22 protein-coding genes and 2 tRNA genes are annotated in these 19,787 nt (G+C 66.5%); 13 read left to right on the top strand and 11 right to left on the bottom strand.

The features are described from left to right. Positions 1-73: 73 nt before the first annotated feature. A tRNA-Pro gene (locus ACYVN4_RS29340) sits at positions 74-150 on the bottom strand. A 19-nt stretch (positions 151-169) separates the two neighbouring features. Then, positions 170-240, bottom strand: a tRNA-Gly gene (locus tag ACYVN4_RS29345). A 392-nt stretch (positions 241-632) separates the two neighbouring features. Between ACYVN4_RS29345 and ACYVN4_RS29350 the strand changes: the two genes are divergently transcribed. Both ACYVN4_RS29350 and ACYVN4_RS29355 read left to right on the top strand, forming a co-directional pair. After that, the gene (locus ACYVN4_RS29350; protein ID WP_460725244.1) at positions 633-1,646 is read left to right on the top strand and encodes a diguanylate cyclase domain-containing protein; all 1,014 of its coding nucleotides are present in this window, start codon (positions 633-635) and stop codon (positions 1,644-1,646) included. Positions 1,647-1,756: 110 nt separating this feature from the next. Further along, a complete protein-coding gene (locus tag ACYVN4_RS29355) occupies positions 1,757-2,578 on the top strand; it encodes a DUF1542 domain-containing protein (RefSeq protein ID WP_460725245.1) in 822 nt (273 codons plus the stop codon). Here the strand turns inward: ACYVN4_RS29355 and ACYVN4_RS29360 are convergent. Then, positions 2,530-3,477: an alpha/beta fold hydrolase gene (locus ACYVN4_RS29360; RefSeq protein ID WP_460725246.1), complete on the bottom strand. Its 948-nt coding sequence runs from the start codon at positions 3,475-3,477 to the stop codon at positions 2,530-2,532. The two genes, ACYVN4_RS29355 and ACYVN4_RS29360, sit on opposite strands and share 49 nt — an antisense overlap. Further along, positions 3,474-4,376, bottom strand: coding sequence for an alpha/beta fold hydrolase (locus ACYVN4_RS29365; RefSeq protein WP_460725247.1), 903 nt, complete (start codon positions 4,374-4,376; stop codon positions 3,474-3,476). The genes ACYVN4_RS29360 and ACYVN4_RS29365 overlap by 4 nt, the downstream gene beginning before the upstream one ends. Positions 4,377-4,492: 116 nt before the next feature. Here ACYVN4_RS29365 and ACYVN4_RS29370 point away from each other — a divergent pair, with 116 nt between their 5' ends. After that, complete coding sequence (locus tag ACYVN4_RS29370) at positions 4,493-5,086, top strand: TetR/AcrR family transcriptional regulator (RefSeq protein ID WP_460725248.1); 594 nt, start codon at positions 4,493-4,495, stop codon at positions 5,084-5,086. Between the two features lie 59 nt (positions 5,087-5,145). After that, a complete protein-coding gene (locus tag ACYVN4_RS29375; RefSeq protein ID WP_460725249.1) occupies positions 5,146-5,976 on the top strand; it encodes a hypothetical protein in 831 nt (276 codons plus the stop codon). A gap of 237 nt (positions 5,977-6,213) precedes the next feature. Here ACYVN4_RS29375 and ACYVN4_RS29380 read toward each other — a convergent pair whose 3' ends face one another. Further along, on the bottom strand, positions 6,214-6,864 hold the full coding sequence (locus ACYVN4_RS29380; RefSeq protein WP_460725250.1) for a Rossmann-like fold-containing protein: 651 nt from the start codon (positions 6,862-6,864) through the stop codon (positions 6,214-6,216). A gap of 134 nt (positions 6,865-6,998) precedes the next feature. Beyond that, the gene (locus ACYVN4_RS29385; protein ID WP_460725251.1) at positions 6,999-7,514 is read right to left on the bottom strand and encodes a hypothetical protein; all 516 of its coding nucleotides are present in this window, start codon (positions 7,512-7,514) and stop codon (positions 6,999-7,001) included. Positions 7,515-7,690: 176 nt separating this feature from the next. Between ACYVN4_RS29385 and ACYVN4_RS29390 the strand changes: the two genes are divergently transcribed. From ACYVN4_RS29390 to ACYVN4_RS29400, 3 genes are read left to right on the top strand one after another with little or no spacing between them, the layout of a single operon-like run. Further along, entirely contained in the window at positions 7,691-8,020 is a 330-nt protein-coding gene (locus ACYVN4_RS29390; protein WP_460725252.1) for a hypothetical protein, read from the top strand. Further along, positions 7,920-8,519 carry a DUF6879 family protein gene (locus ACYVN4_RS29395; RefSeq protein WP_460725253.1) on the top strand — a complete coding sequence of 200 codons (600 nt, stop codon included), beginning with the start codon at positions 7,920-7,922 and terminating at the stop codon, positions 8,517-8,519. Before ACYVN4_RS29390 ends, ACYVN4_RS29395 begins: the two co-directional genes overlap by 101 nt. 3 nt (positions 8,520-8,522) lie before the next feature. After that, on the top strand, positions 8,523-9,368 hold the full coding sequence (locus tag ACYVN4_RS29400; RefSeq protein WP_460725254.1) for a helix-turn-helix domain-containing protein: 846 nt from the start codon (positions 8,523-8,525) through the stop codon (positions 9,366-9,368). Here the strand turns inward: ACYVN4_RS29400 and ACYVN4_RS29405 are convergent. Further along, entirely contained in the window at positions 9,293-10,213 is a 921-nt protein-coding gene (locus tag ACYVN4_RS29405; protein ID WP_460725255.1) for an alpha/beta fold hydrolase, read from the bottom strand. The two genes, ACYVN4_RS29400 and ACYVN4_RS29405, sit on opposite strands and share 76 nt — an antisense overlap. Before the next feature lie 113 nt (positions 10,214-10,326). Between ACYVN4_RS29405 and ACYVN4_RS29410 the strand changes: the two genes are divergently transcribed. The 4 genes from ACYVN4_RS29410 to ACYVN4_RS29425 all read left to right on the top strand — a co-directional run bounded on the left by ACYVN4_RS29410 (position 10,327) and on the right by ACYVN4_RS29425 (position 12,930). Further along, the gene (locus ACYVN4_RS29410; protein ID WP_460725256.1) at positions 10,327-10,725 is read left to right on the top strand and encodes a winged helix-turn-helix transcriptional regulator; all 399 of its coding nucleotides are present in this window, start codon (positions 10,327-10,329) and stop codon (positions 10,723-10,725) included. Positions 10,726-10,827: 102 nt separating this feature from the next. Next, on the top strand, positions 10,828-11,325 hold the full coding sequence (locus ACYVN4_RS29415) for a pyridoxamine 5'-phosphate oxidase family protein (RefSeq protein WP_460725257.1): 498 nt from the start codon (positions 10,828-10,830) through the stop codon (positions 11,323-11,325). A gap of 34 nt (positions 11,326-11,359) precedes the next feature. Further along, positions 11,360-11,767: a YciI family protein gene (locus ACYVN4_RS29420; protein ID WP_460725258.1), complete on the top strand. Its 408-nt coding sequence runs from the start codon at positions 11,360-11,362 to the stop codon at positions 11,765-11,767. Beyond that, positions 11,764-12,930: an RNA polymerase sigma factor gene (locus ACYVN4_RS29425; protein WP_460725259.1), complete on the top strand. Its 1,167-nt coding sequence runs from the start codon at positions 11,764-11,766 to the stop codon at positions 12,928-12,930. Before ACYVN4_RS29420 ends, ACYVN4_RS29425 begins: the two co-directional genes overlap by 4 nt. 95 nt (positions 12,931-13,025) lie before the next feature. On the opposite strand, the gene ACYVN4_RS29430 is transcribed toward ACYVN4_RS29425, so the two are convergent. The 3 genes from ACYVN4_RS29430 to pflB form a co-directional block, all read right to left on the bottom strand. Further along, positions 13,026-13,706: a response regulator gene (locus ACYVN4_RS29430; RefSeq protein ID WP_460725260.1), complete on the bottom strand. Its 681-nt coding sequence runs from the start codon at positions 13,704-13,706 to the stop codon at positions 13,026-13,028. A gap of 115 nt (positions 13,707-13,821) precedes the next feature. Continuing rightward, positions 13,822-14,607 carry a pyruvate formate-lyase-activating protein gene (pflA, locus tag ACYVN4_RS29435; protein WP_460725261.1) on the bottom strand — a complete coding sequence of 262 codons (786 nt, stop codon included), beginning with the start codon at positions 14,605-14,607 and terminating at the stop codon, positions 13,822-13,824. A gap of 33 nt (positions 14,608-14,640) precedes the next feature. Continuing rightward, positions 14,641-16,893: a formate C-acetyltransferase gene (gene pflB, locus ACYVN4_RS29440; RefSeq protein WP_460725262.1), complete on the bottom strand. Its 2,253-nt coding sequence runs from the start codon at positions 16,891-16,893 to the stop codon at positions 14,641-14,643. Positions 16,894-17,000: 107 nt separating this feature from the next. Here pflB and ACYVN4_RS29445 point away from each other — a divergent pair, with 107 nt between their 5' ends. After that, positions 17,001-18,212: a GAF domain-containing sensor histidine kinase gene (locus ACYVN4_RS29445; RefSeq protein ID WP_460725263.1), complete on the top strand. Its 1,212-nt coding sequence runs from the start codon at positions 17,001-17,003 to the stop codon at positions 18,210-18,212. Between the two features lie 91 nt (positions 18,213-18,303). Here ACYVN4_RS29445 and ACYVN4_RS29450 read toward each other — a convergent pair whose 3' ends face one another. Further along, positions 18,304-19,098 (bottom strand): hypothetical protein, encoded by a 795-nt coding sequence (locus ACYVN4_RS29450; RefSeq protein WP_460725264.1) that lies wholly within the window; start codon positions 19,096-19,098, stop codon positions 18,304-18,306. Between the two features lie 213 nt (positions 19,099-19,311). Between ACYVN4_RS29450 and ACYVN4_RS29455 the strand changes: the two genes are divergently transcribed. Next, the gene (locus ACYVN4_RS29455; RefSeq protein WP_460725265.1) at positions 19,312-19,785 is read left to right on the top strand and encodes an NUDIX domain-containing protein; all 474 of its coding nucleotides are present in this window, start codon (positions 19,312-19,314) and stop codon (positions 19,783-19,785) included. Positions 19,786-19,787: the final 2 nt, after the last annotated feature.

Genomic DNA, 19,787 nt, shown 5'->3' on the forward strand with positions numbered 1-19,787 from the left:
CCATGTTTGGGGTGCTCGGGGGAGGCGCGAGCCCGATTCGGGACCCGCCGAAATGCCTGGTGGAGAAGGAATCTGGTCGGGGTGACAGGATTTGAACCTGCGACCCTCCGCTCCCAAAGCGGATGCGCTACCAAGCTGCGCTACACCCCGTGACCCCGTGAGGGGGAAGAGCGGGTGACGGGAATCGAACCCGCACCATCAGCTTGGAAGGCTGAGGTTCTACCATTGAACTACACCCGCAGTCACCGCATCCGTGGATGCCGCGTGCGTTGAGCACTGTACCGAACCTCACTCCCGGAATGCCAATCAGGTCCCGTCGCCGCACGTCACGGCCGGTCGCACCCGGTGTCCGGCGCGTCGCGGAAAACATGCCGGAAACGGGTGTAACACCGCCGTGACGAGAGCGATGACCAAGCGATCGCCATTCGCGAGACAGCGGGAACCCGTTCTGAATCAGGGCTTTTCGATGTCGGGTGGCTTGCTAGGATCCTTTTTGTCCGGACGGGGGTATCGGAAAGGGGGCGGTGAGCATGCACCACTGGTGTGGCCGACCGCGTAGTAGTGAGTTCGATCCGAAGGGCGTGACCGGCGCGGCCGCTGGTCCTGGCTTCAAGTTCGCCGGGTGAACGCAGATGTCCATCCGTCTCGACACGCGAACCTCCGCCATTGTGGCGGTGACCATCCGGGAATGGGTGCGGGCCGTGCACCCCGGCGCGAACAGCGTCGCACTCGGGCAGACGCCCGCGGTTCCCGCCGACGATCTCGAGCGCATCTTCGGCAGTCTCATCGGTGAGCTGCTGGAATTGGCCGGGTCCGAACCGTTTCCGGTGAAGGAGGCCCGCCGCCTCGGTCGCAGCCTGGCCGAATCGCCGTTCGACCGCACCCGCATGCTGGCGCCCGCCAGCCGCGCGCTGCTGGGTCTCTCACCGGGACTGCGGGGTTCGCTGATCGCGACCCGCTGGTCCTTCATCGCCAGCCAGGCCATCGACGCCTATGCCGAGGCGCTGCAGCAGCGGGCCCTCGCCCAGCAGGAACGCAGTCTCTCGGAGGCGGTGTCGGTGCGGGTGCAGGAGATCGCGGCGTTGCAGACGCGGCTGCGGCACGAGGCCACCCACGATGTGCTGACCGATCTGGCCAATCGCTCGCTGCTGCAGGAGCGGGTGCGGGTGATGTCCACCGATCCGGCCCGCGGCGTGGGGCTGCTGCTCATCGATCTCGACGACTTCAAGCAGATCAACGACGGCTACGGCCACACCGTCGGCGACGAGGTGCTGGTCACCATCGCGCAGCGACTGCGCGCGGCCTGTCCGGCCGAGGCGGTGATCGCGCGCTACGGCGGCGACGAGTTCGTGGTCGCGGTGCCGGCGCGGCGCAATACCCTCGCCGAGCTTGCGATGCGAGTGCTGTCGGCCCTGTGCGAGCCGGTGCCGACGGCCGCCGGGCATGTTCCGGCGTCGGCGAGTGTCGGTACCGCCTTCTGTTCGCCGGGCCGTGAATGCGATTTCTCGGATCTGCTGCGCAGCGCGGATCGTGCCATGTATTCGGCCAAAACCGCTGGTAAGCGCCAGTTTGCGGTGGCAGAGCCGGACGAAGAGGAGGTTGAACCAGCCCGCCGCACCGAGCGCTTCGCGGCCGTGGCCGGATAGCGATCCCACCCTGGCCGCAGGGCAGCGTCGCCCCGGCCGGAGTCGCGATCTTCATTCAGCTCAGAGCGAGTGGCAACTGTTCAGCGAATTTTGCTGCGTAGGCTGGGCGCATGGCTACGGTCGTCGTTCTCTTGCTCGTCGTACTGGTTGTGCTGCTGGGTGTGGTGGTGGTCAACCGGGCTCAACGCTCGCGCTCGGACCTGGCGCTCGCGGACGCGAAAGCGGATGCGCGCCGGGTGATCGAGCGGCTCGGCGGGCAGGTCTACAACCTCGGCGGCACCGATGCCGCCTCCAAGCAGGCGCTGGTCGACGCGGGGGAGCGGTTCAATGCCGCGGGCTCCCAGATCGAACAGGCCACGACCCCCGCGCAGGCTCGGCTCGCGAAGGAAACCGCGCTCGAGGGGCTCTACTACGTGCGGGCCGCCCGGGCCGCCATGGGGATGGATCCGGGACCGGCCGTTCCCGAACTGGACGGGCAGCGCAGCGCGGGCAGTGTCACCGAGGAGCGGGCCATCGACTTCGACGGTCGTCGGGTCGAAGCCTCGCCCACGCCGTCGGCGTCCACCCCGAACTACTACCCGGGTGGCCGGGTCGCGGGTCGACCCGTCCCGGCCGGTTGGTACTCCGAGCCTTGGTGGAAGACCGCCCTGGTCGCCGGGGCCTGGGGTGTCGGCTCCGCGGTCCTGTTCAACTCGCTCTTCAGCGGGATGTCCGGGGTCGGTTATGACTCCGCCGCCTTCGAAAACGGTTACGGCGACGGCTATCAGGCGGGCTTCGACGCCGGGGCGGACGGCGGCTACGACCAGGGCGGTCTCGACCAAGGCGGTTACGACCAGGGCGGCATGGATCCCGGTGCCGATCTGGGCGGCGCGGACTTCGGTGATTACGGAGACTTCGGCGGCTTCGACGGGTTCGACGGCGGCGACTTCTGACCGAAGAACTCCAGCGCCAGTGCCGTGACCCGTTCCGGTTGCTCGGTGGCGGGGAAGTGTCCCGCGTCCTCGAACACCTCGAATCGGATATCCGTTGCGAGCGAACCGAAATCGCAGGCGGCGGTGACCGGGAGCAGCGGATCCTGACTGCCGACGACGACCATGGTCGGCACCCGTAGCGGAGACCAGCGGTATTGACCCGCCAGCAGCAGCGGGATCTCCCGGGCGATCAGATTGCGGTAGTAGCTCACGGTCGCCTCGACCCGGGCCGGTTCCGCGAACTGGTCGAGGAAGACGGCCCGGTCTGCGGCGGTCATCGCCTCGGAGCGGTGAATCCAGTGATCCAGCGCCCACGCCGGAATGGCATGGGCCGCAAGTCCCGGACCCGTGGCATTCGCCGCGATATGCCACAGCCGGAGGCCGTCGGCCAGCACGCGCGGGCTCGGGCGCAGGAACGGGCTCACCGTATTGATGGCGATGTAATGCCGCATGCGGTCCGGAAAGCGCAGCGCCAGTAGATATCCCACCAGGCCGCCCCAGTCGTGGCCGATCGCGTGGAAGCGGTCGACGCCGAGTTGGTCGAGCAGGCCCGAGATGTCGTCGGCCATGACGGCGGGCCGGTAGCCGGACTTGGGTGCATCGGTCCAGCCGAGGCCGCGCAGATCCGGGCAGATCACCCGGAACTGTTGCGCCAGTGGGCCGATCAGGTGCCGCCACTGCCACCAGTGCTGCGGCCAGCCGTGCAGCAGAAGCAGCGGTTCGCCGCTGCCCGCCAGTGCCACGTGGGTGCGCAACCCGCCGACGTCGAGGAAACGGTGCTCGACGCCGGCGAGGTGGGGCAGATCGCGTGCGGTGATCGCCTGCTCGCGCGCGGTCGCCCCGTGGTCGAGCACGGTCATTGCGGGTTCGTTTCGCGGGCCTCGGCGAGGAACTTCGAGATGGCGGCGGTCAGCTGAGCGGGCTGATCCTCGGCGGAGAAGGTGCGGGCGTCGTGGATCCATTCGATACGGGAGTCGGGGAAATCGGCGGCGAGGCGTTCGGCGTAGCGCTCCGGGAAGAAGCGATCCCCGGCTGACCAGGCCAGCAGCACCGGCTGTTTGAAATCGGCGAAAGTCTTTGCGGCGGTGAGCAGATACTGACTGTCGAGGCCGGTGATGGCCCGGCGCACATCCTCGCGGATGGCGCGATCGTTGACCGGCAGCGCGTAGGAGTCGCCGACCGCGGGGTCGAGCGCGCCGCGCATCAGCCAGCCGTACGCGATGGGCAGGCGGCGGGTGGCGCGGATGCGCAGCGACAGGGCGAGCGCGGTCAGGGCGCCGGGGGTGCGGGCGGCCAGGCCGACGTAGTTGAAGAAGGGGGGCGGGAAGTTCTCGTAGGCGTCGCAGCAGGTCAGCACCAGGCGCGCGACGAGATCCGGGCGGGCGGCGACGACCAGCTGGCTCACCGCGCCGCCGGAATCGTTGCCCACCAACGTGACCGGGCCCAGTTCCAGTTTCTCGATGGCCGCGATGACCAGCTGGGCCAGGCCGGGCGGGGTCAGGTCGGCGTCGGGCATGGCGGTGGTGTGCGAGCCGAACGGCAGATCGACTGCCACGCAGCGGAATTCACGAGAAAGCGGCGCAATCACCTTGCGCCACAGGTTCGCGTTGACCAGCAGGCCGTGCACGAAAACGATGGGATCGCCACTGCCGCTGTCGAAGACGGTCAGTCGACCTTGCGGCAGGGTGAGCTCGCGCCGGGTGCCGAGGGCGGGGGCGCGCCAACCGGCGCGGGATTCGGGGCTGATGGTGTTCGTCATCTGGATGACTCCCTCTGGAGCTGTGACGGTGAAGAGGATTTCAAAGTAACAAACAGGCTGCCTGTTTTCAATGGTTTCGCGATACGATCCCCACAACTGAGCCAGGAAAGGTGTCGATGATCAGGCAGGCCGAACGATCCGAGTCGACCCGCGCGGCCCTGATAGCCGCCGCGCGCGAACTCTTCGCCGAACGCGGATACGCCGCGGTCGGCACCCCCGAGATCGTGGAGCGCGCCGGCAGCTCCCGCGGTGCGCTGTACCACCAGTTCAAGGACAAGAAAGACCTGTTCCGGGCGGTCTACGAGCAGGTCCAGCAGGAGATCCTGCAGCAGGTCGCCGACACCATGGCCCAGGCCCCGCCCACCGACGCCATGGCCGGGCTCGAGGCCGGACTGCACAACTTCCTGCTTTCGTGCGTCGACCCCGAACGCGTCCGCATCGCCCTCATCGACGCGCCGTCCGTGCTGGGGTGGCAGGAGTGGCGGGAGGTCGACGAGAAGTACGGCCTCGGTCTGGTCGTCGCGGGTCTGCAGGCGGGTATCGCGGCGGGTGCCCTGCGCGGCGACCTCGACATTCGCCCGCTGTCACTGCTGATCCTCTCGGCGCTCGGCGAGGCCGCCATGTTCATCGCCAATGCCGAGGACCCGGAAGCCGCCCGGCTGCAAACCGAACCCGCGGTGCTGGCCCTCGTCGACGGTCTGCGCCTCTAGCCAACGCATTTCGGGCGACACACTCCCGGAGCCGCTGCGGCGGCGGCAGAATCGATCGGGTGACCGATCTCGCGCTCACCCCGCACCGCCGGACCGAACTGATGGAGCTGCTCGGCGACGAACCCCGTCTACGGGCCGAATTCCCCAGGGTGGCAGAGTATCTCGACACCGCCGCCCGCCTGCCCGGCACGGGTGACGACCGCGCCGACGCGGCCTTCGACCTGCGGTTGGTGCACTATCTGACCGGCGGCACCTCGGACAACCCGTACTGGGACATCGTCGCCCCGTCCGTCTCCGAGGTGGCCGGACGCCGAGTCGTCGACGGCGGCCGGGTCAACGGAAGTCCGAGACTCGCCTTCGCCCAAACGATCCTGCAGGCGGCCTACGCCTACGCGATCCCCGCACCCGCCACGATCGAGTGGCTGGCCGAAGCGTGCGCCGGTCGCCCCCTCACCGAAATCGGTGCCGGCCGCGGCTATTGGGCCGCCCAACTGTCCCGCGCAGGCCTGACGGTCCACGCCTTCGACTCCGAGCCCCCAGGAACCACCGAAAACCCCTCTTTCCCAGCCTGTTCGGGCCAACCCGACCTCTGGCATCCCGTACACGCCGATACCGCCAGTGCCGCCACCAACGCAGGCCGCGACAACCACGTCCTACTCCTGTGCTGGCCCCCCGGCTGGGACAACCCCATGGCCTCCAAAGCCCTCGCCGACTACACCCACGCAGGCGGCACCCACCTCATCTACATCGGCGAGCCCCCCGGCGGCAAAACCGCCGGCACCCCCTTCTTCGAATCCCTAGCCTCCACCTGGACCCTGAAATCCCAACCACCTCACCACGTCTCCTGGTGGAACCTCACCGACACCGCCCAATCCTGGACCCACCCCTGACACTGTGAAACCCCCGGCCCGGGTAAACCCGAACCGGGGGCCTCACGTCGCCACTCCGAGGACGAGGCGGGTCGGGGTCCGCCTCGACTGCTCCCGGAGCACCAACCGGACGAGACGCAGGGAAGCGCGCGCCATCGCCGATCCAAGATCGCAAACCCCAACCCCAAGCGTTAACGAACCACCCGTCTCCCGAATGTCGAGTGGCCCATGGTCAAAGCAGAGTCGGGACACCGACTCCTATTTCTGATAGAGGATCCCGAGTTCTTCGGCGACGAAGGTCGTGCCCTGGTTGCGTGCGACCCACATCTTGCCGAGCTCGAGATTGGCCACGTGTTTGAGTCCGGCCGTATGGCCGTACTCGGCGGCGAAGTCCGGGACCTCGAGTTGCATGCCCTTCAATCCCAGGTCGCCCTTGGGGTTCTTGCCGATATAGGGCCAGCCGACGGCGGTGATGAGAATGCGTCCGCCGGCAACCAGGATGTCGTTGGCGTTCGCCAGGGTGGCGACCAGCAGTTTCTGATTGTCGGTGCTCGACTCCAGATACGTCGACATGCCGGGGTCTCGGCTGTTGCCGTAGGTTCCGGTGTGCGGATTGCGGAAGATGATCAGATCCCATCGCCCGGCGGGGTAATGGCCGGCGGCGTCCGTTTGGAATCCGACTGCGACACCGGCATTTCCGAGGGCCTGGACATTCGCGGCGACCTTGTCGCCGTATACCTTCAGCAGTTCGTTCTCGCTGCGTAGCTCGGTGGCCAGCACATCGTCGCTGGGTTTGGCATGCGCTGCATCGACCGGCTGGAAGGGCGGGTACCCCAGCTGTTGCTTGATGAAGGACAGGGTCTCGATCACATTGGAGAAGTCGCCGCAGCCGTAGAGAAGGATGCGCATGGTGATTCACCTGCGATTCTGCATAGGCGCCCCGGCACCGCGCCGGAAACTGCCCGCTAATTGTAGGAGCGAATCACGTTGTGCCGCAGCATATTCTGACCCCCGAGGCATAACGTCCGGTCGGAATGTCGCCGTCATTGTGGAGCGTCGGAACGGCTCGAAAGAGGCGCCGTCCGCGGCGAATACGTTGATTCGGGGTGCACGGTCACCACGTCCAGCCGCTGCACCAGCGAGCCTGGTGCCTCGCCGTTCTCGAAATGCTGGAGCGACGGCACGAAGACCGCTTCGGCATCCAGCCGGGTCGCTTGGGCCTTCAACCGCGCAAACGGTGGCCGACCGCTGATCGGGTCGTAGACCACGATCTCGGCCAGATCGTACCCGTATCGTGCTGCAAGCCTTCGTATCTCGGATTCATCCCACAGCTGGCCCACGCCGGAGACGTCAGTGCGCAGATACCCGAGCGCGGTGGGTGTGTACCGCATAACCGCCCTTCGATCGTCGTGGCCGTCGAGGGCCGTGGAGTCGCGGAGTTGAAGGAAGAAGCCGCCGTAGTCGTCGGTCGGGTCCTGGCTGCTGCACTGGAGTTCCAGTACGCCGCCGGGGAATTGGAACAGCCTGGTACGCGGCACGCCCTCGCTTGGATCAGTCATGGCTGCCCCTGGTGTCGCTGGTGGATAGACCGACGCTACGAAGCGTGTGAGTCTCCAAGCCATACCTATGCCGAACTATGCCGAAATTGGCCTATTCGGTGGTTGGGCCAAACATCTCAGCGGGACAATCGGGATGCGCAAGCATAGTTGCGCCTAGTCCAGATAGGAGCGTCATCATGTTGTTGAAATTCCTGGGCAAGGGTGGTTCGGGCGACGGCGAGTGCCCCTCGCTGTACGCGACCGACGCCAGCACTTATGTTGTCGTGGGCTGGAAGACCGAGACGCCGGAGACGGTCGAGATTCCGCATCTGCTGGTGGGGTTCGCGGAGCCGGATACCTTCGTTGGTGCCACCATGACCGATACCGGCCGGGGAACGTTCCTGGTGTCCGGCCGACCGATCACAGATGGTCAGACCGTGGTCCTGCTGGACATGGAGTCTCACGAGACCGCTATCGAAGTGCCCAAGGCTGAGAGGACTTTCTACGGTGTTACTGCGGCAGCCTAGCCCGTGGCCTGAGCTGTTCAGGGAGGCCCAACGCGAGGCATTCCACCTCGAGGTGCGGGACAGCTATTCCGTGCCTGCCGAATCAGAACCGTTGCGGCGGTTCATGAATGGCGAATCACCGGTACCGGAGTACGGTGCGCGTCCGTGGACAGAGCTTGTTCGGGAGACCGTCAGCCGGGGTGTCGGAGTTGCCCGTGTCCGGGTGGTCACCGAGCCGCACTCGGACTATCAGCGTTGGCTGCTGTCCATCACAGCTGGCAATGTCGAGGCAGGGGAAGACATTCGGTATCTACCCCGGCATCTCGCCGGTGACGTGCCATCGGATGACTGGTGGCTGTTCGACGACACCACCGTGGGTTTCAACCTGGTGGACGATGATGGGCAGCCTGCAGGTGCGGCCATCACCACGGACCCCGGCATAGCCGCGCACTGCCGAAGCGTGAAGGAGAAACTGTGGCAATCCGCGGTGCCGTTCCGGGAATACGTGGGTGAAGTCTGACCGGTGGCTGATTCGGTACAGCAACAACGGGAAGCGCTCGGGGAACGTCTCCGGGCGCTTCGCCAGTCTGCCGGTCTCAGCGGTAGCGAGTTTGCTCGTAGGGCGGGCTGGCATCAGACCAGGGTTCCCAAGATCGAATACGGTAAGACGAAGCCCTCGGTGGTCGATATTCAGCTGTGGTGCGAGCTCGCCGGGGCTGAGAGCGAGATACCGGACCTTGTTGCGTCTCTGCGGAACATAGACGCCGCGTACCGGGAGTGGCGTCGAACCCTCAGCGGTGGGACCAAGCAGAAGCAGCACGAGATCCTGCGTCTGATGCAGCAGGCCAAGGTGATTCGGGTGTATCAGCCGTCGCTTGTACCCGGATTGCTTCAGACCGCCGAATACGCTTCGGCGGTACTGCGGAGGTCTATCAAGTTCCATGGGATACCTGATGACTTGGATGAGGGTGTAGCCAAACGTATTGAACGGCAGCAGGTTCTGTACAAGGGGGACCGCCGGTTTCATCTGCTGATGGGTGAGCAAGCCCTATACAACAATGTCGGTGGCGACCCGGTGAGGAGGGGACAGCTGGACCGGCTGATAGCGGCAATGGGGTTGCCCCGCGTCACGTTCGGGATCGTCCCCCTGGGTACCGAGCTTCCGATGCAGCTGACGAACTTCGTCATGTTCGATGAGCGACGGGTAACCGTCGAAGGGATTACCGCGGAGTTGACGATCACTCAGCCACGAGAGATCAAGCTGTACCACCGGACATTTGAAGTCCTGGCGGGTCAGTCCGTGACCGGGGAAGCGGCGCGGGAGTTGATTTCCGAGGCCGCCACCAGGCGAGATGACCGGCGCAAGTAAGGGAGGAGGAGGGTGAGGAGTTCTTGGGGGCGGTCCAGGGGGATTATGTGGCCGCAGTCCGGGATTACTTGGCCTACAAGGTTATCGGTGATGGGGCGGAGTTGACGCTCGAGTGTGTCGCCGACCGGGTGAGCGCCGATTGCCAAGGTGGGGGTGGTGAGTCGGGTGGTCGCTACGGCGTCATTGATTTGCCGGGCGGTGGTTGGTAGGGCGCGGTAGTAGGAGAAGGCGCAGCGTAGGGCGTCGGTTCCCGTGAACGCGTTGGTGAAGGCGTTGCGGATGTCTGGGCGGATGCCGTGGCCGCGGGTGCCGGTGGTTAGGAACCAATCGATGTAGGTCGCCTCATGGCCGCGCAGGACCGTTTCGGCTAGATCGGGGACGGCGTGGAAGCCGAACCACCAGGGCGGGCCTGCGGCTAGGAAGTCCTCGGCGCCGGGGAGGGTGCCCAGGAGGGCTTCCATGAGTACCAGCCGTCGGACCCGGTCGGGGTGGCGTAGGGCGAGGAGGAAGGCGACGGGGGTGCCTGCGTCGATGGCGACTATGGAGGCGGTGGGTTCGTTCAGGGCGTCGAGGATGCCGATGATGTCGGTGGCGAGGGTGGCGGCGTCGTAGCCGGTCGCGGCTCGGGTGGTGGCGCCGAAGCCGCGGAGGTCGGGGGCGATTACTCGGTGGTGGGTGGAGAGGGGGCCGATGATTTCGGTCCACAGTTGCCAGGTGTGGGGGAAGCCGTGCAGGAGAACGACTGCGGGGCCGGAGCCGGATATCGCGACGTTGGCTCGGATGCCGTTGGTTTCGATCTGGCGCAGCTCGATGGACGGGGCATGGGGTAGCTGTGTGAGGGACACAGGGCCTCCTGGGTGGTTACTATTGGTTACCAGAAAACGGTAAGTAACTTCGGTGGTGCTGCCTAGACGGCACTTCGAGTACAGGTGGTGAGGTCCAGGTGACTGCTCGATCGGTGGACGCGGCGGCGCCGCGTCGGGGGGATCTGTTCGATAGTCAATGTCCGACACGGCAGCTGCTGGATCGCATCGGGACGAAGTGGACGTCGATGGCGGTGAAGGTGCTCGCGGAGGCGGATCCGGGGGAGGTGCGGTTTGCCGAGGTGCGGCGGCGAATGCCCGGGGTGTCGCAGAAGATGCTGTCGGTGACGCTGCAGAACCTGGTCAAGGATGGTCTGGTCACTCGGCGGGTGGAGCCGACGGTGCCGCCGCGGGTGCACTATCGGCTGACCGCATTGGGCTTGTCGCTGGAAGTTCCGTTGGCGGCGCTGCGGACCTGGGCCGAAGATCATATGGTCGAGATCGCCCGGGCCAATGCTGCCAACGCACCAGCCGACGCGACCGCCGGCGAATAATTTCGAAAATTCTTGGCGGGGGATGTCGAGAACGGGTGGATGGCTCCGTCCCAGGGGTACGAGCAGCCGAAAACGGGCTCGACATCGACGAAGGAGCGAACGATGCAGTGGAACGAGATCACCGCGATTCTGGACCGTCCGATCAGCCAGGAGTTGCTGGCTCGGGATCTGCTGCGGATGGCCTACGTGGCCAAGGATGGGTCGCCGCGCAACATCCCCATCGCCTTCACCTGGAACGGCACGCAGATCGTTGTGTGCACGACGAAGAACGCGCCGAAACTGGCGTCGCTGCGGCACAATCCGCAGGTCGCGTTGACGATCGATACCGAGGTGCACCCGCCCAAGATCCTGCTCATCCGCGGTTCCGTGGAGCTGGACGTGGTGGACGGGATTCCGGAGGAGTACCTGCAGATGAACGGCAGCTACGAGATGAGCCCGGAGCAGCGCGTCGAGTGGGAGGCCGAGGTGCGGTCGCTGTACGACGGTATGGTCCGGATCGTCATTACCCCGACCTGGGCGAAACTCATCGACTTCGAAACCACCCTGCCGTCCGCGGTCGAGGAGTTGGTCCGGCAGCGGGCCGAACGCCAGGACGCTTGAAGCGAACCGACGCCTGAAGCCGAAGGAGACCATCATGCCGAAATACCTGCTGCTCAAGCACTATCGGGGCGCGCCGACGCCCGCCAATGACGTGCCGATGGACCAGTGGACGCCCGAGGAACTCACCGCCCACGTGCAATACATGACGGATTTCGCCACGCGACTCGAGCAGACCGGCGAATTCGTCGAGCATCAAGCGCTGTCGCCGCAGGGCACCTTCGTCCGCTCCGACGGCGAGGGCCGCCCGCCGGTGACCGACGGCCCGTTCGCGGAAACCAAGGACCTGATCGCCGGATGGACGATCATCGACGTCGAAACCTATGAGCGGGCACTCGAACTGGCCGCCGAACTGTCGGCGGCTCCCGGCGCGGGCGGCAAACCGATCCTGGAGTGGCTGGAGATCCGGCCGTTCTTCACCGGCCTGCCCACGGTGACCGAGTGAACGAAGCTGTGCTGCCAGTAAACCCGGCAGTGCTGCGCGACCTCGTCCCCGCGGTGATCGGCATCCTCGTTCGCCGCGGAGCCGATTTCGCGGCGGCCGAGGACGCGGTGCAGGAAGCGCTGATCCGGGCCTTGGAGACCTGGCCGGACGATCCGCCGCGCGATGCCAAGGGCTGGCTCGTCGCTGCCGCCTGGCACAAGTTCGTCGATGCCGCGCGCTCCGAGAACTCCCGGCGGGGAAGGGAACTCGCCGTGGAGATCGAGCCGGAGTCGGGCCCGGTCTCCGGCACGGACGACACGCTGTGGCTGTACTTCCTGTGCGCGCACCCGTCCCTGTCGCCCGGGTCGGCCGTTGCTCTGACCTTGCGCGCGGTCGGTGGTCTGACCACCCGACAGATCGCGGCGGCCTACCTGGTCCCGGAAGCGACCATGGCGCAACGGATCAGCCGCGCCAAGCGGCGCATCGCGGGCGAGCCACTCGACCGCCCCGGCGATCTCCCGACGGTGCTGCGCGTGCTCTACCTCGTCTTCAACGAGGGCTACAGCGGCGATGTCGACCTTGCCGCCGAGGCCATCCGCCTCACCCGCCAGCTCACGGTCGCCACCGACGATCCCGAGGTCGCGGGGCTGCTGGCACTCATGCTGCTGCATGATGCCCGCCGGGCGTCGCGCACGGGCGAGGGCGGCCGACTGGTGCCGCTCGCACAACAGAACCGATCCCTGTGGGACACAGGAGCTATCGCCGAGGGCGCGGAGATTCTGCAGACCGCGCTGGCTCGCGACCGGCTCGGCGAATTCCAGGCCCAGGCCGCGATCGCCGCCCTGCACGCCGACGCCCCGGCCGCGGCAGAAACAGACTGGGTCCAAATCGTGGAGTGGTACGACGAACTGCTGCACCTGACCGACAGCCCGATCGTGCGCCTGAACCGCGCGGTGGCGGTCGGCGAGGCCGATGGACCCCACGCCGGTCTGGCCGCATTGGTCGACCTGGACCCGGAGTTGCCGCGCTACACCGCGGTTCTCGCCTACCTCCATGAACGCGCAGGCGAGCTCGAGCAGGCCGCCGCCCTGTATGCAGAGGCGTCCCGAGTGGCCACCAACATGCCCGAGCGCGACCACCTGACCCGAGAGGCGGCCCGGGTACGGCAGTCACTGAACCCCTGATCGTGGTTACCGGGCCTACGAGCCTGACATAGCGACAGTGGTCGTGCGAACCTGTGCGCGGTTGCCGGTTGTGCGAGCCTGTGTCCGAAGGGGATTCAGCGGACGCCGTCGGCCCAGTTGTCGCCGTGCTCGTGGCGCAGGTGTTCGGCGAGGATGGCGGCCTGGGAGCGGCGGGCCAGGCCGAGTTTGCCGAGTAGGGCGGAGACGTAGTTGCGGACCGTCTTTTCGGAGAGGTAGATCTTCCCCGCGATCTCCTTGTTGGACAGCCCCTGCCCGATATGCAGCAGAATCTGCTTCTCCCGCTCGGTCAGATCGACATCCGCGAGGGGGTTGGCGGGGGTGCGTTCCTGCAACCGCGAGGTCACCTCGGCGGCGGTGCGCGGGTCGATGAGGGATTCCCCGGCGGCCACGCGGCGGATCGCGTTCACCAGTTGCGGCCCGCGAAGCTGCTTGAGCACATAGCCTTTCGCGCCCGCCAGCACCGCGCCCAGCAGCGCCTCGTCATCGGAGAACGAGGTGAGCATGAGGACGTTCAGATCGGGCATCTCGGACATCAGGTCGCGGCAGACGGTCACGCCGTCGCCGTCCTCGAGCCGGACGTCGAGGACCGCCACATCGGGTCGCACGGCGGGGACGCGGCGCAGCGCCTCGGCGGCGGTGCCGGCCTCGCCCGCGACCGTGATGTCGCCCTCGGCCTCCAGCAGGTCCTGCAGGCCGCGACGCACGATCTCGTGGTCGTCGAGCAGGAAGACTCGGATCTTGTCTGAGTTGTCCACGGTGATCATCCTCGCAGGTGGTCGGTGCGGATCCGGGTAGCGAACGCGGCGGGTGGTGGTCCGAAACCTCCACTACCCGCCGCGCTCATTCCCTGTTCCTTGTCCCCGACAAGGTCTAGTAGGCCGTCAAACCCGCGGCCCGGAAAACGTCTCGTGCCTCTTCGAGCTGCTCGGAGGTCGGTGTCGGGGTGTCAGCGAGCACGAAACGACGGTTGAGGGCCTCCCACTTGGATTGGCCCAGCGTGTGGAACGGGAGCACATCTACCCGTTCGATATTGCCCAGCCCGCCCGCGAATCCGGCGACCGCGCCGATCTCCTCGATCGCGTCGGTGATGCCGGGGACCAGCACGTACCGCAGCCACACCCGCTTGCCCCGCTTGGCCAGCTTGACCGCGAAGTCGAGGGTCGGCTGCAAATCGCGGGAGGTCAGGCGACGGTAGGTCTCGGGCTGTCCGGCTTTGATATCCAGCAGCACCAGGTCCGTGGCCGCGAGCAGCTCATCGGAGGCAAGGCGCCCCAGGTAGCCGGAAGTATCCAGCGCAGTGGACAGTCCGAGACCTTGGAACCCCTGCAGCAGGGTGGTCGCAAACTTGGGCTGCTGCAGTGGTTCCCCGCCGCTGATGGTCGCGCCACCGCCGGAGGCACGGATGAACGGCACGAATTTGGCCGCCTCGCCGAGCACATCGTCGACACTCATGCGAGTTCCGTTGTCGCGCAACCACGTATCGGGGTTCTGGCAGTACAGGCACCGCAGCGGGCAGCCACTCAGGAAGGTGACGAAGCGGGTGCCCGGCCCGTCCACCCCGGTCGAGATGTCCCAGGAGTGAACGGATCCGGTGAGCGAGTCACCGCCGGGTGCGCCGACATCGATGCTCGGCTGCAGCAGGACCGGTGTGGACATGACTTTCAACCTTTCGATGTCGGCGCGGGCGGGTTACAGGCTCGCGTGGAAGGTGCGGTTGATGACGTCGAGCTGCTGCTCGCGGGTCAGGCGAACGAAGTTCACCGCGTAGCCCGAGACGCGAATCGTCAACTGCGGGTAGTTCTCCGGGTGCTCCATGGCATCCAGCAACGTGTCCTGATTGAGCACGTTCACGTTCATATGGAAGCCGTTGGTCGCGACGTATCCGTCCATCACGCCCACCAGGTTGGTGATGCGCTCCTCGGCACTACGCCCCAGACCCTGCGGCGTCACCGTGGTGGTCAGCGAAATACCGTCCGTCGCATGCTCGTACGGCAGCTTGGCAACCGACATGGCCGAGGCCACGATGCCGTGGGTGTCGCGGCCGTTCATCGGGTTGGCGCCCGGCGAGAACGGCTCGCCCGCCCGACGACCGTCGGGGGTATTGCCGGTCTTCTTGCCGTACACCACATTCGAGGTGATGGTCAGCACCGACTGGGTGTGCTCGGCATTGCGGTAGGTCGGGTACTTGCGGACCTTCTGCATGAACCGCTCCACCAGTTCGGCGGCAATGGAGTCGACGCGGTCGTCGTTGTTGCCGAACTTCGGGAAGTCGCCCTCGATCACGTAATCGGTGGCCAGGCCGGTCTCGTCACGAACAGGAGTCACCTTGGCGTACTTGATGGCCGAGAGCGAGTCGGCGGCCACGGCCAGACCGGCGATGCCGCAGGCCATGGTGCGACGCACATCCAGGTCGTGCAACGCCATCTCGATGCGCTCGTAGGCGTACTTGTCGTGCATGTAGTGAATGACGTTGAGCGCGTGGACGTAGGTCTTGGCCAGCCAGTCCATCAGCTGATCGAGCTTGGCGTCGACCTCCTCGTAGGTGAGGACGTCCGCGGTGATCGGCTCGAAGCCGTGCGCGACGACCTTGCCCTTCTTCTCGTCCCGCCCGCCGTTGATGGCGTACAGCAGCGTCTTGGCGAGATTCACCCGCGCGCCGAAGAACTGCATCTGCTTGCCGACCTCCATGGCCGACACACAGCAGGCGATCGCGGTGTCGTCGCCGTAGCGCGGCCGCATCAGCTCATCCGACTCGTACTGGATGGAGCTGGTGTCGATGGACACCTTGGCGCAGAAGCGCTTGAAACCGGTCGGCAGTGCCGGTGACCAGAACACGGTCAGGTTCGGCTCGGGAGCCGGGCCCAGGTTGTAGAGGGTCTGCAGGTAGCGGAAGCTGGTGCGGGTCACCAGCGGTCGCCCGTCGGAGCCGATGCCGCCGATGGACTCGGTCACCCAGGTCGGGTCGCCGGAGAACAGCTCGTCGTACTCCGGGGTACGCAGGAAGCGCACGATGCGCAGCTTGATCACGAAGTCGTCGACCAGCTCCTGCGCGCGCTCCTCGGTGATCAGGCCCTCGGCCAGGTCACGCTCCAGGTAGATGTCCACGAAGTTCGCGGTGCGGCCCAACGACATCGCCGCGCCGTTCTGCTCCTTCACCGCGGCCAGGTACGCGAAGTACAGCCACTGGATGGCCTCCTGGCCGGTGCTCGCGGGCTTGGAGATGTCGAAGCCGTAGGCGGCGGCCATCTCCTTCAGCTCGCCGAGTGCGCGGATCTGCTCGCTGACTTCCTCACGGCGACGGATGGTTTCGTCATCGGCCCACAGATCGTCGAGGGCGACGCGATCGGCCTGCTTGGCCTCGATCAGCTTGTCGACACCGTAAAGGGCGACGCGACGGTAGTCGCCGATGATGCGGCCGCGGCCGTAGGCATCCGGCAATCCGGTCACGATGCCCGCGCTGCGGGCGGCCCGGATATCGGCGGTGTAGGCGTCGAAGACGCCGTCGTTGTGGGTCTTGCGGTACTTGGTGAAGATCTCCGCGACGCGCGGGTCCTCCTCCACGCCATAGGCGGCGAGGCTGGTCTGCACCATGCGGTAGCCGCCGTAGGGCATGATCGCCCGCTTCAGCGGCGCATCGGTCTGCAGGCCGACGATGAGCTCGGTGTCCTCGTCGATGTAGCCCGGCTCGTGCGCGGTAATGGTCGAAGGGGTGTGCTGGTCCACGTCGTAGATGCCGCGCTCGCGCTCGGCCGGGAACATGGCGCTCAGCTTGTCCCAGATGCCCAGGGTGCGGGCGGTCGCTCCGGCGAGGAAGCTGCCGTCGCCCTCGTAGGGCCGGTAGTTCTGCTGAATGAAATCGCGCACGTCGACGGCGTCCCGCCACAGGCCGCCTTTGAATCCGGTCCAGGCTTCGGTGCGCGGTTCGGTTCCGATCATCGTCATTGTGTGACTCCTAAATCAGCCGAATGGTCTGATAACAGACTTCTCCCTCGCGACACCCGGTCCCAGAGACAAATGTCCTCAGGTAACCGGTGGGTAGCCTGTGGTTCATGTCCGATGAGTCGTGGGGCGTCGTACCCGACGAATTGCGGGAGCTGACCGCATCCCGGGAGCGGCTGCACGACCTGGTCGAAGCGGTGTACACCGTGGTCTCGGACCTCGACGTGGATCTGGTGCTGCGGCAGCTGGTGACCGCGGCCGTCCGGCTGGTGAACGCCGAATACGGTGCGCTGGGCTTGCTGGAACCCGACGAAGGCTCCGGGGAACGGCGGCTGGCGCAGTTCGTTCCGGTCGGCATGGACCAGGCGACCATCGACCGCATCGGGCACTGGCCGTGCGGTAGGGGCGTACTCGGCGCGGTGCTGGCGGGCGAGGACCCGGTGCGATTGGCCGACCTCACCAAACATCCCGCGTTCGAGGGCTGGCCGGAGGGGCATCCGTCCATGCGCAGCTTCCTCGGCGTGCCGGTCCGCTACCGCGGGCGCGTGCTCGGTGACCTCTATCTCACCAACAAGCGCGGCGGCGGCTTCAGCGACGAGGACGAGCGGATCATCGAGGCGCTGGCCGTCATCGCCGCGGTCAAGATCACCAATGTGCGCATGTACGAGCGGGTTCAGCAGGAGACGGCGCGGCGACAGCGGGACTCCGCCAAGATCGCGGTCATGGAGGATCGCGACCGTATCGCGCGCGACCTCCACGACTCGGTCATCCAGCGCATCTATGCCTCGGGGCTGGCCTTGCAGGGCGCACTGCGGCTGCAACCCAGCGCCGATATCGCCGATCGCCTGGAACGGGTGGTGGCGGACCTGGACGACACCATTCAGGACATTCGCGGCACCATCTTCTCGCTGCAATCGGCCAACGGTGGGCAGGGCGGATTGCGCAGCGAGATCAGCGAATTGGTCACCACCGCTGCCCGCCACCTGGGCTTCACCCCGAGCCTGCACCAGGACGGGCCGATCGACACCGTCGTCCCGCCCGAAACCGCCCGCCAGGCGCTGGCGGTACTGCGCGAATCACTGTCCAACACGGTCCGCCACGCCGACGCCACCCGCATCGACGTGACCGTCTGTGTGGCCCGCGGCGAACTACGGATCTCGGTGGCGGACAACGGCATCGGCGTCGGTGACGCGCCCAGGCGCGGCGGCCTGCGCAATATCGCCGAACGTGCCACCGAACTCGACGGCGTGGTGGAGGTCGGCCTCGGGTTGGACGGCCGCGGTACTACGGTCGTTTGGCGGGTCCCGATCCCACCGGCCTGAGAGATCTCGTCATCCCGGCGCGCTTTTGGCCGGGATCCACACGGCTGCTGTGGATTCCGGCCAAAAAGCACGCCGGAATGACGGGGTGAGGTTAGTTCGCGGGCTGGGCTGCAGGCTGCGGAGTGGCGGGCTGCGGAGTGGCCGCCGGGGTGGCCTTCTTGTCCGACCAATGGGTGGTGCCATCGGGGGCCTGCCAGGTGCTGAGCAGGTCGATGCCCGACGCGATCAGGACGGGGCTGCCCAGGGCGATGGTGCCGATGATGCCGCCGATGGTCGCGCCGGTGGCGAAACCGGGCAGACAACCCGCGGCCAGGGTGGCGATACAGCCGATGGTGGCACCGATCGCGGTGCCGACGAAGGTGCCGATGGTGGTGGCCAAGCCGAACTGCTGGGCGAAGCTGCCCAGGGCGCGGTCGTTCTCCGCTTGGGAGGCAACGGGTTTCACGGCGAGGGGGCCGGTGAGCGAGAGGCCCGACGGCTTGTCCGGGGTGAGCGCCAGGACGGTGTTGTTCTCCTGCAGTTCGGGCTTGACCGGAATGTCGATGGGGCCCAGATGGAATTGCAGGGGCAGGGTGAGCAGGACCTTGCCGTCGGAGTCCTTCACAGTGACCACGTCGACGGGGCGGGCCGCAATGCTGCCCGGTTGCGCGGCGTCCGCGCCGGGCTGAGCAGCGTCGGACTGCTGCGAAAGTTCGAAGGTGCCGCCGCGCAGAGTGGTGACGATCGTCTTGTCCACCATCTTGGCCGAGTAGGTCAGATGCGGCGCGTCGGGCGAGGTGACGGCGGGCTGGGCGTTCGCCGGGGAAGCGCCCGGCCATAGCGTGGCGGGGGTGATGAGTGCGCCGATCACCAGGGTGGCAGCCGCGGAGGCGGTGCGGAACTCCATGCGCTATCCAATCCATCATCAGGTGTGGTGCAGGTCCAAAGCCTGGAGCGTAATGGAAGGTACAGATGCCGAATAGGTTTCGGCAGCAAGATGTCCGACGGGAACTATTCATCCGTTATCGGGAGATTATCCTGGACGTCCGGATTGCCGCAGTGTCGCCGACACTAGCGCCCGACGTGCACCCCCGCCCGCCGATTCGGCAAACTCCTTCCCATGAGCCTCAGATTCAGCGCCGGAGTCCTCCTCTTCCGCCGCACCGATCGGCTGGAAGTGCTCCTCGGACACATGGGCGGCCCCTTGTGGGCCAAGAAGGACGCCTCCGCCTGGTCCATCCCCAAGGGCGAATACGACCCCGCCGACGAGGAAGCCCCCGCCGCCGCCCGCCGCGAATTCGGCGAGGAACTCGGCCTACCGGTTCCCGACGGCGACTGGATTCCGCTCGGCGAGGTCGAATACGGCAGCGGCCGCGGCAAGAAACAACTCACCGTCTGGGCAGTCGAAGCCGACCTCGACCCGACCCAGGTCGTCCCCGGCACCTTCGAAATGGAATGGCCCCCACGCTCCGGTCGCATGGCGGAATTCCCCGAGATCGACCGGGCCGAGTGGTTCGACCTGGCGACCGCGGAGGACAAGCTGGGTAAGGGCCAGCGCCCTTACCTGACTCGCCTCCACGATCACCTGGCCTGAGC

The sequence above is a fragment of the Nocardia heshunensis genome, assembly GCF_054782115.1.

Coding starts and splice junctions, on each gene's coding strand:
- ACYVN4_RS29350 (WP_460725244.1), top strand. CDS start 633: ATGTCCATCCGTCTCGACACGCGAACCTCCGCCATTGTGGCGGTGACC.
- ACYVN4_RS29355 (WP_460725245.1), top strand. CDS start 1,757: ATGGCTACGGTCGTCGTTCTCTTGCTCGTCGTACTGGTTGTGCTGCTG.
- ACYVN4_RS29360 (WP_460725246.1), bottom strand. CDS start 3,477: ATGACCGTGCTCGACCACGGGGCGACCGCGCGCGAGCAGGCGATCACC.
- ACYVN4_RS29365 (WP_460725247.1), bottom strand. CDS start 4,376: ATGACGAACACCATCAGCCCCGAATCCCGCGCCGGTTGGCGCGCCCCC.
- ACYVN4_RS29370 (WP_460725248.1), top strand. CDS start 4,493: ATGATCAGGCAGGCCGAACGATCCGAGTCGACCCGCGCGGCCCTGATA.
- ACYVN4_RS29380 (WP_460725250.1), bottom strand. CDS start 6,864: ATGCGCATCCTTCTCTACGGCTGCGGCGACTTCTCCAATGTGATCGAG.
- ACYVN4_RS29385 (WP_460725251.1), bottom strand. CDS start 7,514: ATGACTGATCCAAGCGAGGGCGTGCCGCGTACCAGGCTGTTCCAATTC.
- ACYVN4_RS29390 (WP_460725252.1), top strand. CDS start 7,691: ATGTTGTTGAAATTCCTGGGCAAGGGTGGTTCGGGCGACGGCGAGTGC.
- ACYVN4_RS29395 (WP_460725253.1), top strand. CDS start 7,920: ATGGTCAGACCGTGGTCCTGCTGGACATGGAGTCTCACGAGACCGCTA.
- ACYVN4_RS29415 (WP_460725257.1), top strand. CDS start 10,828: ATGCAGTGGAACGAGATCACCGCGATTCTGGACCGTCCGATCAGCCAG.
- ACYVN4_RS29420 (WP_460725258.1), top strand. CDS start 11,360: ATGCCGAAATACCTGCTGCTCAAGCACTATCGGGGCGCGCCGACGCCC.
- pflA (WP_460725261.1), bottom strand. CDS start 14,607: ATGTCCACACCGGTCCTGCTGCAGCCGAGCATCGATGTCGGCGCACCC.
- pflB (WP_460725262.1), bottom strand. CDS start 16,893: ATGACGATGATCGGAACCGAACCGCGCACCGAAGCCTGGACCGGATTC.
- ACYVN4_RS29445 (WP_460725263.1), top strand. CDS start 17,001: ATGTCCGATGAGTCGTGGGGCGTCGTACCCGACGAATTGCGGGAGCTG.
- ACYVN4_RS29450 (WP_460725264.1), bottom strand. CDS start 19,098: ATGGAGTTCCGCACCGCCTCCGCGGCTGCCACCCTGGTGATCGGCGCA.
- ACYVN4_RS29455 (WP_460725265.1), top strand. CDS start 19,312: ATGAGCCTCAGATTCAGCGCCGGAGTCCTCCTCTTCCGCCGCACCGAT.